This window comes from Saccharomonospora sp., assembly GCF_027317685.1.
In the GTDB taxonomy this organism is placed as follows: Bacteria; Actinomycetota; Actinomycetes; order Mycobacteriales; family Pseudonocardiaceae; genus Saccharomonospora.
On sequence record NZ_DAHVQP010000128.1, the window covers coordinates 62018 to 76957 of the forward strand.

The 14940-nt window shown below is 68.5% G+C and carries 15 protein-coding genes; 4 read left to right on the forward strand and 11 right to left on the reverse strand.

The features are described 5' to 3' along the window. Positions 1–78: 78 nt before the first annotated feature. From trpA to M7H19_RS15345, 5 genes are all read right to left on the reverse strand, one after another. Positions 79–864 (reverse strand): tryptophan synthase subunit alpha, encoded by a 786-nt coding sequence (gene trpA, locus M7H19_RS15325; protein WP_298181970.1) that lies wholly within the window; start codon positions 862–864, stop codon positions 79–81. Then, positions 861–2081 carry a tryptophan synthase subunit beta gene (gene trpB / locus M7H19_RS15330; RefSeq protein WP_298181972.1) on the reverse strand — a complete coding sequence of 407 codons (1221 nt, stop codon included), beginning with the start codon at positions 2079–2081 and terminating at the stop codon, positions 861–863. The genes trpA and trpB overlap by 4 nt, the downstream gene beginning before the upstream one ends. A 5-nt stretch (positions 2082–2086) precedes the next feature. Then, positions 2087–2896 (reverse strand): indole-3-glycerol phosphate synthase TrpC, encoded by an 810-nt coding sequence (trpC, locus tag M7H19_RS15335; RefSeq protein ID WP_298181974.1) that lies wholly within the window; start codon positions 2894–2896, stop codon positions 2087–2089. 157 nt (positions 2897–3053) lie between these two features. Then, the gene (locus M7H19_RS15340; RefSeq protein WP_298181976.1) at positions 3054–3635 is read right to left on the reverse strand and encodes a Trp biosynthesis-associated membrane protein; all 582 of its coding nucleotides are present in this window, start codon (positions 3633–3635) and stop codon (positions 3054–3056) included. Then, positions 3628–5181, reverse strand: a complete 1554-nt coding sequence (locus M7H19_RS15345; RefSeq protein ID WP_298181978.1) for an anthranilate synthase component I — start codon at positions 5179–5181, stop codon at positions 3628–3630. The genes M7H19_RS15340 and M7H19_RS15345 overlap by 8 nt, the downstream gene beginning before the upstream one ends. An 86-nt stretch (positions 5182–5267) precedes the next feature. On the opposite strand from M7H19_RS15345, the gene M7H19_RS15350 reads away from it, so the two are divergent. Further along, entirely contained in the window at positions 5268–5915 is a 648-nt protein-coding gene (locus tag M7H19_RS15350) for a TetR family transcriptional regulator (RefSeq protein ID WP_298181980.1), read from the forward strand. Positions 5916–5981: 66 nt separating this feature from the next. Here the strand turns inward: M7H19_RS15350 and hisI are convergent, their stop codons facing one another. Continuing rightward, positions 5982–6341: a phosphoribosyl-AMP cyclohydrolase gene (hisI, locus tag M7H19_RS15355; RefSeq protein ID WP_298181982.1), complete on the reverse strand. Its 360-nt coding sequence runs from the start codon at positions 6339–6341 to the stop codon at positions 5982–5984. After that, entirely contained in the window at positions 6338–7111 is a 774-nt protein-coding gene (gene hisF, locus M7H19_RS15360) for an imidazole glycerol phosphate synthase subunit HisF (RefSeq protein WP_298181984.1), read from the reverse strand. Before hisF ends, hisI begins: the two co-directional genes overlap by 4 nt. 128 nt (positions 7112–7239) lie before the next feature. Here hisF and M7H19_RS15365 point away from each other — a divergent pair, with 128 nt between their 5' ends. Further along, positions 7240–9045 (forward strand): hypothetical protein, encoded by a 1806-nt coding sequence (locus tag M7H19_RS15365; protein WP_298181987.1) that lies wholly within the window; start codon positions 7240–7242, stop codon positions 9043–9045. A gap of 5 nt (positions 9046–9050) precedes the next feature. Next, on the forward strand, positions 9051–9446 hold the full coding sequence (locus M7H19_RS15370) for a PPOX class F420-dependent oxidoreductase (protein WP_298181989.1): 396 nt from the start codon (positions 9051–9053) through the stop codon (positions 9444–9446). 86 nt (positions 9447–9532) lie between these two features. Here the strand turns inward: M7H19_RS15370 and priA are convergent, their stop codons facing one another. From priA to M7H19_RS15390, 4 genes are all read right to left on the reverse strand, one after another. Further along, positions 9533–10270: a bifunctional 1-(5-phosphoribosyl)-5-((5-phosphoribosylamino)methylideneamino)imidazole-4-carboxamide isomerase/phosphoribosylanthranilate isomerase PriA gene (gene priA / locus M7H19_RS15375; RefSeq protein ID WP_298181991.1), complete on the reverse strand. Its 738-nt coding sequence runs from the start codon at positions 10268–10270 to the stop codon at positions 9533–9535. A gap of 35 nt (positions 10271–10305) precedes the next feature. Then, the gene (gene hisH / locus M7H19_RS15380) at positions 10306–10935 is read right to left on the reverse strand and encodes an imidazole glycerol phosphate synthase subunit HisH (RefSeq protein ID WP_298181993.1); all 630 of its coding nucleotides are present in this window, start codon (positions 10933–10935) and stop codon (positions 10306–10308) included. Between the two features lie 9 nt (positions 10936–10944). Beyond that, positions 10945–12129: an MFS transporter gene (locus M7H19_RS15385; RefSeq protein WP_298181995.1), complete on the reverse strand. Its 1185-nt coding sequence runs from the start codon at positions 12127–12129 to the stop codon at positions 10945–10947. 276 nt (positions 12130–12405) lie between these two features. Then, positions 12406–12657: a hypothetical protein gene (locus M7H19_RS15390; protein WP_298181997.1), complete on the reverse strand. Its 252-nt coding sequence runs from the start codon at positions 12655–12657 to the stop codon at positions 12406–12408. A gap of 267 nt (positions 12658–12924) precedes the next feature. Here M7H19_RS15390 and M7H19_RS15395 point away from each other — a divergent pair, with 267 nt between their 5' ends. After that, positions 12925–14856 (forward strand): VanW family protein, encoded by a 1932-nt coding sequence (locus M7H19_RS15395; RefSeq protein WP_298181999.1) that lies wholly within the window; start codon positions 12925–12927, stop codon positions 14854–14856. The last annotated feature ends 84 nt before the right edge of the window (positions 14857–14940 follow it).

Genomic DNA, 14940 nt, shown 5'->3' on the forward strand with positions numbered 1-14940 from the left:
AAGTCACCGTAACGCGACGTCGCGCGCCCCACCTCGCGCCCCGCCCGGAACGACCACGTTCCGGGCTTTCCGCTTTCGTCACCGCGCCGGGCGACGGACTCCGTCGGCCAGTTCCGCCGTGAGTTCGGCGAGTGGTTCGGTGCCGTCGGCGGCCTTCGCCACCAGGGCGGAGCCCACGATCACGGCGTCGGCGAACCCCGCCACCTCGGCGGCCTGGTCGCCGGAACGCACACCCAACCCGACACCCACCGGCAAGTCCGTGTGCTGCCGCGTGCGCTGCACCAGCTCGGCCGCGTGGGCGCCCACGGAATCCCGCGCTCCGGTGACACCCATGACCGCGGTCGCGTAGACGAAGCCCGTGGTGGCCTTGGTGGTCAGCGCGATGCGGTCGTCGGACGACGACGGTGCCACCAAGAAGATCCGGTCGAGCCCGTGCTCGGTCGACGCCGCCAGCCACTCCGACGCCTCGTCCGGGGTGAGGTCCGGCGTGATCAGCCCGAGTCCGCCCGCCGATGCCAGGTCGCGGGCGAACGCGTCGACACCGTAGCGGTACACGGGGTTGTAGTAGGTCATGACGACCGCCCTACCGCCCCGTTCGGAAACCGACTCCACCACCTCGAACAGGTGCTTGAGCTTGAAGCCGTTGCGCAGCGCAGTATCGGCCGCGGCCTGAATGGTGGGTCCGTCCATCACCGGGTCCGAGTACGGCACCCCCACCTCGACGAGATCGGTGCCCGCGTCGATCGTCGCGGCCATCAGCTCCTTCGAGGCATCCACTGTCGGGTACCCGGCGGGCAGGTAGGCCACCAGCGCCGCCCGCTGCTCCGCTTTCGTCTTCTCGAACAGCTCGCCGAGCCTGCTCACACGTCCTCCACGAGCTTGAAGTATCGGGCGGCGGTGTCCACGTCCTTGTCGCCTCGTCCTGAGAGACTGACGACGATGTGCGCGTCCGGCCCGAGCTCCTTACCCAGCTGCAACGCACCGGCGAGCGCGTGGGCGGACTCGACGGCAGGAATAATGCCCTCGGTGCGGGACAGTAGTCGGAACGCGTCCATCGCCTCGGCGTCGGTGACGGCCCGGTACTCGGCGCGGCCGCTGTCCTTCAGCCACGAGTGTTCAGGCCCCACGCCCGGGTAGTCCAGTCCCGCCGAGATCGAGTACGCCTCGATGGTCTGGCCGTCGGAGTCCTGCAGCAGGTACGACAGCGCGCCGTGCAACGTTCCGGGACTTCCCTGGGTGAGGGTAGCCCCGTGCTCGCCGCTGTCGAGCCCCTTTCCGCCGGGCTCCAAACCGACGAGCCTCACCTCGGGATCGTCGAGGAAACCGTGGAATATGCCGATGGCGTTGGAACCCCCGCCGACGCACGCGGCGACAGCATCGGGCAGCCGACCGGTCAGCTCCAGGATCTGGCGGCGCGCCTCTTCTCCGATGGCCCTGTGGAAGTTACGCACCATGAGAGGGAACGGGTGCGCACCCGCGGCCGTTCCCAACAGGTAGTGCGTGGTGTCCACATTAGTCACCCAATCACGCAGCGCCTCGTTGATGGCGTCCTTCAGCGTGCGCGAACCGGTCCGTACCGGGACCACCTCGGCACCCAGCAGCCGCATCCTCGCGACGTTGAGCGCTTGCCGCTGCGTGTCGACCTCGCCCATGTAGATCACACAGTCGAGGTCGAGCAACGCGCACGCCGTGGCGGTGGCCACCCCGTGCTGGCCGGCACCGGTCTCGGCGATCACGCGGGTCTTGCCCATGCGCTTGGTGAGCAGCGCCTGCCCGAGCACATTGTTGATCTTGTGGGAACCGGTGTGGTTGAGGTCCTCGCGCTTGAGGAAGATGCGTGCACCACCCGCATGCTCGGCGAACCGAGGTGCCTCGGTGAGCAGCGACGGCCTGCCCGCGTACCCGGAGAGCAGCCGTCCGAACTCCTGCGTGAACTCGGGGTCCGACCTCGCCTTGTCGTACTCGGCCGCGAGTTCGTCCAACGCGCCCATCAGCGCCTCGGGCAGGTAACGCCCCCCGTAGGGGCCGAAGTGCCCGCGCTCGTCGGGATCGTGCTTGGTGCGCTGCTGGTCAACACTCATCGCGCTCACCGACTCGGCCTCGGGCAGGCGGGGTGCGATCCCGCCGTGACCAGCTTGACCAGTGCCCCCTTGGGGTCCTCGGAGGAGACCAGACCCTCACCGACCAGCACCGCGTCGGCACCGTGACCCGCGTACGCCATCAGATCGCCGGGGCCCCGCACTCCGGACTCGGCCACCTTGTAGACGTCCATGGGAAGTCCGGGGGCGAGCCGGGAGAACACGTCCCTGTCCACTTCGAGCGTGTGCAGGTTCCGCGCGTTGATACCGATGACGGACGCACCCGCCTCGAGCGCACGGTCGGCCTCCTCGGCGTTGTGCACTTCCACCAACGCGGTCATGCCCAGCGATTCGACCCGGTCGAGCAACGACACCAAGGCGTTCTGCTCCAGGGCCGCCACGATGAGCAGCACCATGTCGGCACCGTGCAGTCGCGCCTCGTGCACCTGGTACGGACTGACGATGAAGTCCTTGCGCAGCAGGGGCACGTCCACCGCCGCCCGCACGGCGTCGAGGTCGGCCAGCGACCCGCCGAATCGGTGACGCTCGGTGAGCACACTGATCACTCGTGCACCGGCGTCCTCGTAGTCCTTCGCCAGCGCCGCCGGATCGGGAATCGTCGACAGTGTCCCCTTGGAGGGACTGCGACGCTTCACCTCAGCGATGACGGCGATACCGGATTCCTGCAACGCCGCCATGGCATCCCTGGGTTCGGGTGCGGCGGCGGCACGACGCTTGAGTTCGTCGAACGGCAATGCCGCCTCGCGCTCGGCGAGATCGGCACGAACGTCAGCGATGATGTCTTCCAGAACGCTCACCGGACGGCCCTACCGGGAGTCACGACGGCTGCTGATTCACTCGCAAGGTGGCTCACAAAAACCTTCCCCTTCCCGCCGATTCGATGCTAACCCGCGCAGTGTCCCGCATCGGCCTCGGGTCGTGTTTCACCTTGTCCGCCAGGCATAAACACCGGCATCAACGATCGCGTGTAGTCGGGTCCTCCCCCTCCGAGAGCGCGTTCCACAGGTCGGTGTCGGAATCGCGGGACCGCGCCCGCTCCCGCCTGTCACCCGGTGCGGAGTACTTCGCACCCATGCGGGGCATGCGGTGTCCGCGCCATCCGAGCAGCACGCCGGATATCGCCAGCAACGCCGCCCCGGCGAGCGCCGAAGCGGGCCCCCACCACACCTTGGTGGGCGAGCCTGGCAACGAATCGTATCCGGGCGCCCTTGCGGACAGGTCGACGTCGTAAGCCGAACCGCCCAGCACGAGCACCACCACCCACACCGCGACCCCGACGAGCACGACGCCCAACAACCGGCGGGCGACACCGCGCAACGCGAGGACCGCCGCCACCGCCGCGAGCGCCAACAACGCGAGAGGACCGGGCCACGACACCAGGTCGTCGCCGGCCAGGTCGTCGCGTAGTTCGCCGTTGAACACCGTGCCCTCGGGCACGTCGATCCACGTGAGCGTCGAAGCACCCCACAGGGCCGCCGCGGCGAGCACCGACAACACCACGACAATCCACAGTGGACGCTTGTCGGGCTCAGACACCGGACTCGGCCGCCCTCGCGGGGACCATGGTGTTCGCCGCGGCCACGGCCGACAGCACGGTCCTCGCCTTGTTGAGGGATTCGTTGTCCTCGTAGTCGGCCTCGGAATCGGCCACGACACCACCTCCTGCCTGCACGTAGGCCACGCCGTCCCGTATGAGCGCGGTGCGGATGGCGATCGCGGTGTCGGCGTCGCCCGCGAAGTCCAGGTAGCCCACGATGCCGCCGTAGAGACCGCGGCGCGTGGGTTCGAGTTCCTCGATGAGTTCCATCGCCCGGACCTTGGGGGCCCCCGAAAGCGTGCCCGCGGGGAAGCACGCCAGCACCGCGTCGAACGCCGTGGCGTCCTCGGCCAACTCGCCCGTGACCGTCGACACCAGGTGCATGACGTGGCTGTACCGCTCCAAGGCGAAGAAGTCCACCACCCGCACGCTGCCCGGGCGGCACACCTTGCCCAGGTCGTTACGGCCGAGATCCACCAGCATCAGGTGCTCGGCACGTTCCTTCTCGTCGGCGAGGAGGTCCTTGGCCAGCTGCGCGTCCTCCTCCGCATCGGCACCCCGCCACCGGGTGCCCGCGATGGGGTGCGTGGTGGCGCGCCCGTCGCGCACCGTGACGAGCGACTCGGGGCTGGAGCCCACGATGTCGAACCCGTCCAGCCGCAGCAGGTACATGTACGGACTCGGGTTCGACGTGCGCAACACGCGGTAGACGTCGAGCGCGTCGGCCTGCGTGCGCATCTCGAACCGCTGGGACGGCACGATCTGGAACGCCTCACCCGCTTGGATGGCTTCCACGGCCTTGTGCACGGCCTCGTGGAATTCCTCTTTGCTGCGCTGACGGGTGAACTCGGGCGCGGGCCGGGAGAACACCGCGTTGGTGGCGGGCGCGGAAGCGGCCAGCCGCTCGGTCATCGCGTCGAGCCGTTCCTGCGCGTCGTCGTAGGCGGCGTCCACCCGCTCGGGCGAGTTGTCCCAGTTCACCGCGTTGGCGATGAGCGTCACCGTGCCCTCGTGGTGATCGAACGCGGCGAGGTCGGTGGCCAACAGCATGGTCAGCTCGGGGATGTCGATGTCACGTTCCGCCAACTCGGGCAGACACTCCAACCAGCGCACGGCGTCGTACCCGATGTAACCGACCATGCCCCCCGTGAGCGGCGGCATGCCGGGCAACGGCTCGGTGTGCAGGGTCGCGACGGTTTCCCGGAGAACGGTCAGCGGGTCACCCTCGGTGGGCAGTCCTGCCACGGGGGTGCCCGTCCACACCGCGCGGCCGTCCCGCACGGTCAACGCCGCGGGACTGTCGACCCCGATGAACGACCAACGCGACCACGACTGCCCGTTCTCGGCCGATTCCAGCAGGAAGGTGCCGGGACGGTCCCCCGCCAACTTGCGGTACAGCGCCACGGGCGTGTCCGCGTCAGCGAGCAACCGCCGCACCACAGGGATGACGCGACGGTCCCGCGCGAGTGCCCGGAATTCCTCACGGCTCGGGCTGACCTCGCCCAGTCCGCGCGCCGCGGTGGGGAGAGTTTGGGCAGTCACCATGGATTCATTGTGCCGCCGACGACAGTGCCGTCGTCACCGGGCTTTCTTCCCCGCAAGGCGAGGGACACGGTCGGTGGTGGGACATGATGGCGAACGTGACGACTGGGAAGGGAAGCAGCGCAGAGCAGTCCCCGCCTCGCAGGCGGGGGCGGCGTCCCGCGGGTGAGGACACGAGGACCGCGCTTTTGGAGGCCGCACGCGCCGTGTTCGCCGAGCACGGTTACCACCGCGCCACCGTGCGGGCCATCGCACGACGCGCGGGCCTGGACCCCGCGATGGTCAAGCACTGGTTCGGGAGCAAGGAAGGCTTGTTCGCCCAGGCCGTGTTGCAGGTGCCGTTCGACTTCAGGGACCTGGTGTCCGACATCACCGCCGACGGCCCCGAACGTCTCGGGGAGAACATCGTGCGCCTGTTCGTCACCAGCTGGGACGGCGCGGGCGGCAACAGGTTCGTCGCGCTCGTGCGCAGCATCACCTCGCACGAGGAGGCACTCGACGTGCTTCGGGACACGCTGCTGAACCAGCTCTTCACCGCCGTCACGCAGGTGGCGGGCAGCGATCACCCCGACCTGCGCGCCTCTCTGTGCGCCACCCAGGTCATCGGGCTCGGCATGGCCCGTTACGTGGCCGGGATCGAACCCGTCGCCTCCGCCGGCGTCGACACGCTCGTGGCCCTGGTCGCCCCGACACTGCAGCGCTATATCACCGGCGACCTCGGTGAGGCGACGAACTGAAACGGGACTGAAACGGACCGAGACGAGCTGAGACGGACCGGGGCCGCGGATGAACGCCGGTCGCGGCTACACACCCGGGTCGGCGAGCAGGACCCTCTCGTCGGTGTCGAAACAGGTGTGGGTACCGGTGTGACAGGCGGGGCCGGTCTGGTCCACCCGCACCAGCAGCGTGTCGGCATCGCAGTCGAGCCGCACCTCACGCACGTACTGGGTGTGCCCCGACGTCTCCCCCTTGACCCACAGTCGGCCGCGACTGCGCGAGAAATACGTCGCCCGCCGCGTGGTCAGCGTGCGGTGCAACGCCTCGTCGTTCATCCACGCCACCATGAGCACCTGCGAGGTGGAGTGTTCCACCACCACCGCGCACACCAACCCGTCCGGGGTGCGTTTGAGCCTCCGGGCGATCTCGGGATCCAGTTCGCTCACCGGACCTCCACGCCTTCCTTCCGCAGAACGGCCTTCACGTCGCCGATCTTCAGCTCGCCGAAGTGGAAGACGCTGGCCGCCAGCACGGCGTCGGCACCGGCCCGCACGGCGGGCGGGAAGTGCTCGAGCGCCCCGGCGCCACCGCTGGCGATGAGCGGGACCCGGACCGCCGCCCGCACGAGTTCGAGCAGCTCCAGGTCGAAACCCGCCTTCGTGCCGTCGGCGTCCATCGAGTTCAGCAGGATCTCGCCGACACCGAGCTCCTCGGCACGCGCGGCCCACTCGACGGCGTCGATACCGGTGCCTTTACGTCCGCCGTGAGTGGTGACCTCGAAACCGGACGGCGTCGGCCGCTCGCCCTCGGGCACGCGCCGGGCGTCCACCGACAGCACCACACACTGGGCGCCGAACCGGCGTGAGGCCTCGCGCAGCAACTCCGGCCTCGCCACGGCGGCCGTGTTGATGCTCACTTTGTCGGCACCGGCTCGCAGCAACCTGTCGACGTCGTCGGTGCTGCGCACGCCGCCCCCCACCGTGAGGGGAATGAACACCTGCTCGGCGGTCTTGCGCACGACGTCATACGTCGTCTCCCGGTCGCCCGACGACGCCGTGACATCGAGGAACGTGAGTTCGTCCGCGCCCTCGGCGTCGTAGAGCCGGGCGAGTTCGACAGGGTCACCCGCGTCCCGGAGATCGGCGAAGTTGACCCCTTTGACCACACGCCCCGCGTCGACGTCGAGACAGGGAATGACTCTCACCGCGACGGACATGCGTTCAGCCTAACCAGCCGGGTCACCACGAACTCACCAGGACTCACCTCGCCACGACACAGGGTGTTCGTCACAAACAGGACGTGACCCGAACGTGAGGGAATGCGACCGCTCTCTAAGGTGAGCACATGACACTCGCCTCGGTGGGGGACGTGCGGACCGTCCACGAACCACAACCGGGGGATGGCGCGACCCCACACCCGGGGTCTTCGCGACGCGCCCGTTTAGCCCCCATCGTCTCGGTGTCCGCCGGAACAGCGCTCATCGGATTGCACGCGTCGCTGTACGGCAACTGGCTCATCGACGACGCGGCGATCACGTTCGCCTACGCCCGCAGTTTCGCCGAGGGCCTCGGCCCCGTGGTCCAGCCGGGCGCTCTGCCGGTGGAGGGCTACTCCAACCCGACGTGGCTGCTCCTACTGGTCCTCGGCAAGTTCGTCGGTCTCTTCGACAACGGCAGCATCTTCGGAATCCCGGACTACGTGCTGTTCCCCAAGGCGCTGGCCCTGCTGTGCTGCGCGGGCATCCTCACCGCCGGCTACCTGGCCGCCCGCAAGGTGTTCCCGCGCCCCTGGCTGGTGCCGCTCGTCCTCGGTGCCGCCCTCGCCGCCATCCCGTCGTTCGTGATCTGGAGTTTCTCAGGACTGGAGAACTCGCTCTACGGCCTCGTACTCGCCTCACAGGCGGTACTGCTGTTCCGCGCCGTGCTGGACAACCGGCTACTCACCACCAAAGTGGCCGTCGCGGCGGGTGGGCTCGCGGCGCTGGCGGCTCTCACCAGGCCGGAGGGCCTCATCTACGCGGGCACCTACCCGATCGTGCTGCTGGTTCTGCTGCGACGCTCCACGCTGAAACTCAGCGTGCGGCGGTGTGTGGAATCCACGATGGCCTTCGCCGTTCCGGTCGGCGCCTACTTCGGCTGGCGCTTCGCCACCTTCGGGGAGCTGCTGTCCAGTCCCTCGATCGCGAAGGCACAGGACCTGCCCACGCTGCAGGACATGACCCGCCCCGGCGAGCTCGTCTCCTACGCGGGCGCGCTCGCGGTGCTGCTGCTGGTGGCGGTGATCGGCGTCGCCCTGTCCAGGGCCTCGTGGTGGCGTTCGGGGCTGCTGGCCATGCTGGTTCCGCTCGGTCTCGCGGTAGTCGCCTACGCCGTGCTGGAGTCCGACTGGATGCACCAATACCGGTTCGCCACACCCATCTGGGTGCTCGGCGCCCTGGTGGGAACGTTCGCGGTCATCGAGGTACTTCGCACCACGACCGTGCGCGCCCGCGCCTGGCTGTCCACTGCGCTGGTCGCCACCCTGGTGCCGACCGGTGTGTCGTTCGCCGAGGCCGCGGACGACTTCCGCACGGGACCGAACATCACCGCCTGCTACGTCGCCGACCGCTTCGGCAGAGTGTTCAACGGCTACGCCGACATCCTCGGGCTGGAAGAGGCCAGCCTGCTCCTCCCCGACCTGGGCGGCACGGCCATGACCAGCCGGCTGACGGTGATCGACATGGCCGGTCTCACCCACTCGAGATTCGCGGAGATGGCCCGCAACGGCGACCGGGCAGCGCAGGCCGAATACGTCTACACGGAGGCCAAGCCCACGTTCATCCACGTCCGCGAACCGTGGACCAGCGGCACAAGCATCGGCTGGGACCCGCGGCTGAAGCGCGACTACCACCCGATCCACTACGACATCTACCAGGGAGAGCCGCACGGGGACTGGGTCCGCAAGTCCGCGGTGCCCACGCCCGAACTGCTCACCGAATTGCGCGACTACGCGGCCCGGGAAGCCGCGTGGGTCGAACAACGCGCCGGGGTGTCACCGTTACGGGACTGCGGGCCCACGCTTCAGCGGGGCCAGACCGGACTCAGCGAACCGCCCCCGGGCGACCAGCGAGGCATCGACAGCCCGCCGCAGCCGGAAGCCGCGGCGGGGTGACGATCATGGACCAAGAGGCCGAACTGGCGCGGCTGGACGCCGAGAAGTACGTCTCGCTGGTGACTTTCCGCAAGAACGGAACGGGTGTGGCGACCCCGGTGTGGATCGCGCAAGACGGTGCCGAACTGCTCGTGTTCAGTGAACGCGACGCGGGGAAGGTGAAACGCATCCGGCACACCCCCCGGGTGGAGCTCACCGCGTGCGACATGCTCGGCAAGAAGACCCACGGCACGACCGTCACCGGCAAGGCACGGGTACTCGACGACGCGGGCAGCGAACACGCCAGGCGGGTGGTCGCACGCCGCTACGGTGTCGTGGGCAGGGTGACGATGCTGCTCAGCCGTCTCCGTGGAGGCCCGCAACGCACCGTCGGGATCGCCATAGCATTGACCGAGCATTGACCGATTAGATCCTCGCGGGAAAGCGGTGCGGGCCCCGAGCTGAACGGGACTCAGCGAAATTCAGCGCTGGACGGTTCGCGGGTGGTTCAGTGCTGAGCCACGGCCGCGAGAGCCTCCGGCAGCGTGAAAGCGCCCGCGTACAGCGCCTTGCCGACGATGGCCCCTTCCACGCCGTCACGCTCCAGCGAGGCGAGCGCACGCAGGTCGTCGAGGCTGGACACCCCGCCCGAGGCGATCACAGCGGCGTCGGTGCGCGCCGTCACCTCACGCAGCAAATCCAGGTTTGGTCCGCGCAACGTGCCGTCCTTGCTGACATCGGTGACGACGTAGCGCTGAGCGCCATCACGGTCGAGACGCTCCAGCGCCTCCCACAGGTCGCCGCCGTCCTTGGTCCAGCCCCGTGCCGCGAGCCGGTGCCCCTCCTCGGTGATGCGCACGTCGAGACCGATGGCGACCCGGTCACCGTGGGTGGACACCACCTTCGCGCTCCACTCGGGGTCCTCCAGCGCGGCGGTGCCGAGGTTGATCCTGCGCGCCCCCGTGGCGAGTGCGGCGGCCAGGGACTCGTCGTCCCGGATACCGCCGGACAGTTCCACGTTCACATCCAGCTTGCCGACGACCTCGGCCAACAGCTCCCGGTTGGAGCCCTTGCCGAACGCGGCATCGAGGTCCACGAGATGGATCCATTCCGCGCCGTCGCGCTGCCAGGTCAGCGCCGCCTCCAGCGGGGAACCGTAGGAGGTCTCGGTCCCCGCCTCACCCTGCACCAAGCGCACTGCCTGTCCGTCGGCCACGTCCACGGCCGGAAGTAGTGTGAAACTCACCCGGCCACTATAAGAACCGGATACAGCGGCACTGTTCAGAGGGTGCGCACCCAGTTGCGCAGGACGTGCGCCCCGGCGTCGCCCGACTTCTCCGGATGGAACTGTGTGGCCCACAGCGGCCCGTTCTCCACGGCGGCCACGAAATCCTCACCGTGGTGGGCCGTCGTCACCTTCGGCGTCACACCTGGCAGGTCAGACCGCAACTCCCAGCGCCGCACGGCATAGGAGTGCACGAAGTAGAACCGGGTGTCGTCGTCCAGCCCCGCGAACAACTCCGAGTCGGCGGGCGCGCGCACGGTGTTCCAACCCATGTGCGGCAGCACGTCGGCGTTCAGCCGTTCGACCGTGCCCGGCCACTCACCGACCCCTTCGGCCTCCACGCCGTGCTCGACACCCCGCTCGAACAGGATCTGCATGCCGACGCAGATCCCCAGCACGGGCCTGCCACCCGCGAGTCGGGTGCCGATGATGCGGTCACCGCCCACGGACAGCAATCCCTCGCTGCAAGCGGCGAAAGCACCCACGCCCGGCACGATGAGGCCGTTGGCCTCCAGGGCGGCGCGGCGGTCCGAGGTCACCTCCACGTCGGCGCCCGCGCGGCGCACGGCGCGTTCGGCGGAGCGGAGATTGCCGGAGCCGTAGTCGAGGATGACGACTGAGGTCATCTTTTCAGCTTAATCGCCCCGCCTGCCTCTTCCGCCCGCCTTCCAGGCCACGGGGAGCGCGGTGAGTGCCGCCACACCCAGCAGCCCGAACCCGGCGCCGACGGTCGTCGCCGAGATCACCGCACCCACCGCGACGGCGCCGATCCCCTGTCCGGCGTCGTAGGCGACGTTCCACGCGACACTGGCCTGGGCCGCGGGAGCACGGGCGAACATCACCACCAGCGCATCGTTCTGCACAGCACCGAATCCGACACCGAACACCGCGACGGCCACCACCGCCGCGACCATCCAGCCATCGCTTTCGGCGACGAGACCGAACAACAGCAGTCCCGTCGCCCCCGCCGCGAGCGCGGGCAGCAACAGTCGGCCCGGAACGGCTATGCGGTCACCGAAATGCCCGGCGAGCCAGCGGGCGAGCATCGCGGTACCGGGGGTGAGGAGCAACGCGATCGTCGCCACGGACGGAGCGAGCACGATGGGCAGGAAGGTCGCCAACGCGCCGTAGCCCGTGGACACGGCGAACATGGGCAGCCACGGCCGCCACGTGGCCGTCACCACGTCGGCGGCCCCGCGCAGCCCGGTTCGGGATGTCGCCGTCCTCGGATATGTACGCGGCAGCCCCAGCAACGGCACGATCGCGACCACCGGCAATGCCGTGGCGAGCACGAAGACGGGCACGAAACCCCAGTTCTCGGCCACGGCGGGCCCGAGCGGCAGGCCCACGAGCTGCGGCGCTCCCGCCGCAAGGCCGTAGAGCCCGGAGCCTCGCGCCAGCGATCCCCGGGGCAGTAGCTCGGCGACGAGGGCACTGCCACACACCGTGATGAGGCCGAATCCCAACCCCCGCACGAACGACAGGCCGAGGATCGCGGCAGCGGAGGGGAACACCGTCAGTAACGACGCGGGCAGACCGATCAGCGCGGCACCCAGCACCAGACCCGCGCGGTAGCCGAACGATCGCACGAACGCGGGGACGACGAACTGCACCAACACGGTGCTGGCCATGAAGACGCCGGTGGAGGCGCCCGCGATGACCGGCCCTGCGCCCTGTTCCACGGCCCACATCGGGACGACGGGAAGCAACAGCGAGAAACCGCTGAAAGTGCCGGCCGAGGCGATCAGCATGAGCACGAACGGCCGGTAGCGCAGGGGGGAGGGCGCCTCATCACCGATGTCGGCGCGGGAACTGGGCATGGACACGTCCCTCTTCTAGTACGGCCGTACCCGTTTTGTCGAACACCGCCGAGCACCGTCGAGCCCCGCAGTCACGCACGGCTCAACCGCCTTACGGCCACACGATGCTCGGACCTCGGCGCACGGAGACACTCACAGTCGGTCACAGCCCGGTGGGTTCGCTGCCGCGCCGGTGTGCACACCGGCGCCGAGGGCGACCGAGCGCGCCGGAGAGCCCGCTCGTGCACGGGGCTCGAACGCCGAGGCCCCGACGGGGCCTCGAGCTCTCACCGCACGTCAGCCGCCCTGGTTGGAGATCTCGACGTGCAGGCCGGCGGCGATCTCCTCGTATTCCCTCGCCGAGGGTTCCCGGTCACCGAACCGAGCACGCAACTCGTCCCGACCGGCGACCTCCAACGCCCCCGCGTAACGGGGAGATCGCAGCTCGTCCTCCCCCAGTACCCGGAATACACCTTCGTGGAGGACCAGCTGCGCGGACGGTGCCTTGCTGGCGAGCAGTGCCCGAACGTCATCGGCGGTGAGGCGCATGGGACCTCCAGGTGATCCGGCAGCTGTCGAAACGACTCACCGTCGGTGTACCCGGGATGCAGCAACCGCAATGAAACCAAACTGGTACATCACCATGACAGGAGTAACTTCGCCTCAACACCGCCGCAGTTAGCCCAGAGTCACACTGCCGACCTGCGGAGACGAGGAAACTACCGACAACGGGGGCTCGTGGCACTCCGGTCGTTACCACCCGTATCTTTGCCTGCGGAGTCCTGGCCTTTCGACGCCGGACGTGGAGGGGTTGCCTTGCAGCAAGATCGCCAGTGGCCCGAGTCTCACAGCGAAGAGACGGACATACTTCCCCGAATCGACGCGGGGCCTGCTCAGGCTGCTCCTGAGCCCGAGCCGAACGCCGCGGATCCCACCCAGCACATCGACTCGCACAACGCGCCCACGCATCAGTTCACACCGGCGGGCGCGACCGGTGGTGGTGTGCCTCCCACATCTGGGGACGACGGGAACGGATCAGCGTCCGCGGACCGTCCGCGCTGGCGCAAGCCCGGTTTCATCGCCGCCGCCGTAGTCGGATTCCTGGTCCTGCTGTACGGGCTCGACCTGCTCGTCACCAACGGCAACGTTCCCCGCGGGGTGAGCGTCGCCGGTGTCGACGTGGGCGGCATGAGCCATGCCAAGGCCGAGGACCTGCTGCGAGAGAAGCTCGACCCGAGGCTCGACCAGCCGGTGTCCTACACCGCGGGTGAGGTGTCGGGTGAGTTCCACCCGAAACAAGCCGGATTGTCGCTCGACTGGAACGCCACGCTGGAACAGGCGGGTGACCAACCCCTCAACCCCTTCACCCGCATCACGTCGTTCTTCACCACGACCGAACTGGGCGTGGTGACCAAGCCCGAACGCAACCAGTTCGCCAACGCCATGAAGGCGTTGCGTAAGGAGATCGACCAGGAACCCGTCGAGGGCAACGTCGTCTTCGAGAACGCCCAGCCGAAGGCCGTGGAACCCAAACAGGGACAGCAGCTCAAGGAGGACCAGGCCCGCAACCTGATCCTCAAGCACTGGGTCTCCGGTGAGCAGCTCGACCTGCCCGTGGAGTCGACGCCGGTCACGGTGTCCATGGACGAAGTGCAAAGGGCGCTCAAACAGGTCGCCGAACCCGCCATGTCCGGCCCCGTCGTGGTGCGCGGTGAGGGCGCCGACGGCGTCCTGGAGCCCGAGGAGATCGCGGCCGGGCTGTCGTTCGAGGCCAAGGACGGCTCCCTGATCCCGAAGATCGACCAGAAGAAGATCGTCGAAGGCGTCGAGGAGGAATTGGCCTCCACCGAGAAGGAGGGCAAGGACGCCACCATCGTCTTCAAGGACGGCAAGCCCACCGTCGAACCGTCCGAGGACGGCGTCCAGATCAAGTGGGACGAGACGCTGAAGCCTCTGCTCGACGTGCTCAAGCAGACCGAGGATCGCGAATTGCACGCGACCTACGAGGAGCAGCCCGCCGAGCTCACCACGGAGGAGGCTGAGGACCTCGGCATCAAGGAGGTCATCGGCGAGTTCACGACCGGTGGGTTCGCCCCCGACTCGGGCGTAAACATCCGCGTGGTCGCCGAGAAGGTCAACGGCGCGATCGTCAAGCCGGGCGAGACGTTCAGTCTCAACGAGTTCACCGGCCCCCGCACCAAGGCGCAGGGCTACGTCGAGGCGGGCATCATCGAGAACGGCGCCCCGGGCAAGGCCGTCGGTGGCGGGATCTCCCAGTTCGCCACGACGTTGTACAACGCGTACTACTTCGCGGGCCTGAAGGACGCGGGACACCAGGAGCACAGCTACTACATCAGCCGGTACCCGAAGGGCCGCGAGGCCACCGTGTTCCAGAACCCCGACGGCTCCAGTGTCATCGACGTGAAGTTCACCAACGACAGCCCGCACGGTGTGGCGATCCAGACGATCTGGACCGAATCGGACATCACCGTGCGGTTGTGGGGAACCAAGCGGTACGAGGTCAGCTCGGAGACCGGACCCGAGACCAACAAGGTGCCACCGCAGGAGAAGGAGGGCCCGGCGGAGAACTGCCAGCCGAGCTCGGGCACCCCGGGCTTCACCGTGACCGACACCCGAATCATCAAGGACATCGAGACGGGGCAGGAAGTGCGCAGGGAAGAGCGCACGGTGAAGTACAACCCGCAACCGAAGATCGTCTGCAAGAACGAGGACAAGGACGATGACTGAGAACGGCGACGCCTGAGGACGGCACCGTGCTCCGGTGACCTCCTCGGTCTTCCGCCACGGCCGTTGTCGGAAAAGGTCCCCACC

Coding starts and splice junctions, on each gene's coding strand:
- trpB (WP_298181972.1), bottom strand. CDS start 2,081: ATGAGTGTTGACCAGCAGCGCACCAAGCACGATCCCGACGAGCGCGGG.
- M7H19_RS15345 (WP_298181978.1), bottom strand. CDS start 5,181: ATGGTGACTGCCCAAACTCTCCCCACCGCGGCGCGCGGACTGGGCGAG.
- M7H19_RS15350 (WP_298181980.1), top strand. CDS start 5,268: ATGGCGAACGTGACGACTGGGAAGGGAAGCAGCGCAGAGCAGTCCCCG.
- hisF (WP_298181984.1), bottom strand. CDS start 7,111: ATGTCCGTCGCGGTGAGAGTCATTCCCTGTCTCGACGTCGACGCGGGG.
- M7H19_RS15365 (WP_298181987.1), top strand. CDS start 7,240: ATGACACTCGCCTCGGTGGGGGACGTGCGGACCGTCCACGAACCACAA.
- M7H19_RS15370 (WP_298181989.1), top strand. CDS start 9,051: ATGGACCAAGAGGCCGAACTGGCGCGGCTGGACGCCGAGAAGTACGTC.
- hisH (WP_298181993.1), bottom strand. CDS start 10,935: ATGACCTCAGTCGTCATCCTCGACTACGGCTCCGGCAATCTCCGCTCC.
- M7H19_RS15385 (WP_298181995.1), bottom strand. CDS start 12,129: ATGCCCAGTTCCCGCGCCGACATCGGTGATGAGGCGCCCTCCCCCCTG.
- M7H19_RS15390 (WP_298181997.1), bottom strand. CDS start 12,657: ATGCGCCTCACCGCCGATGACGTTCGGGCACTGCTCGCCAGCAAGGCA.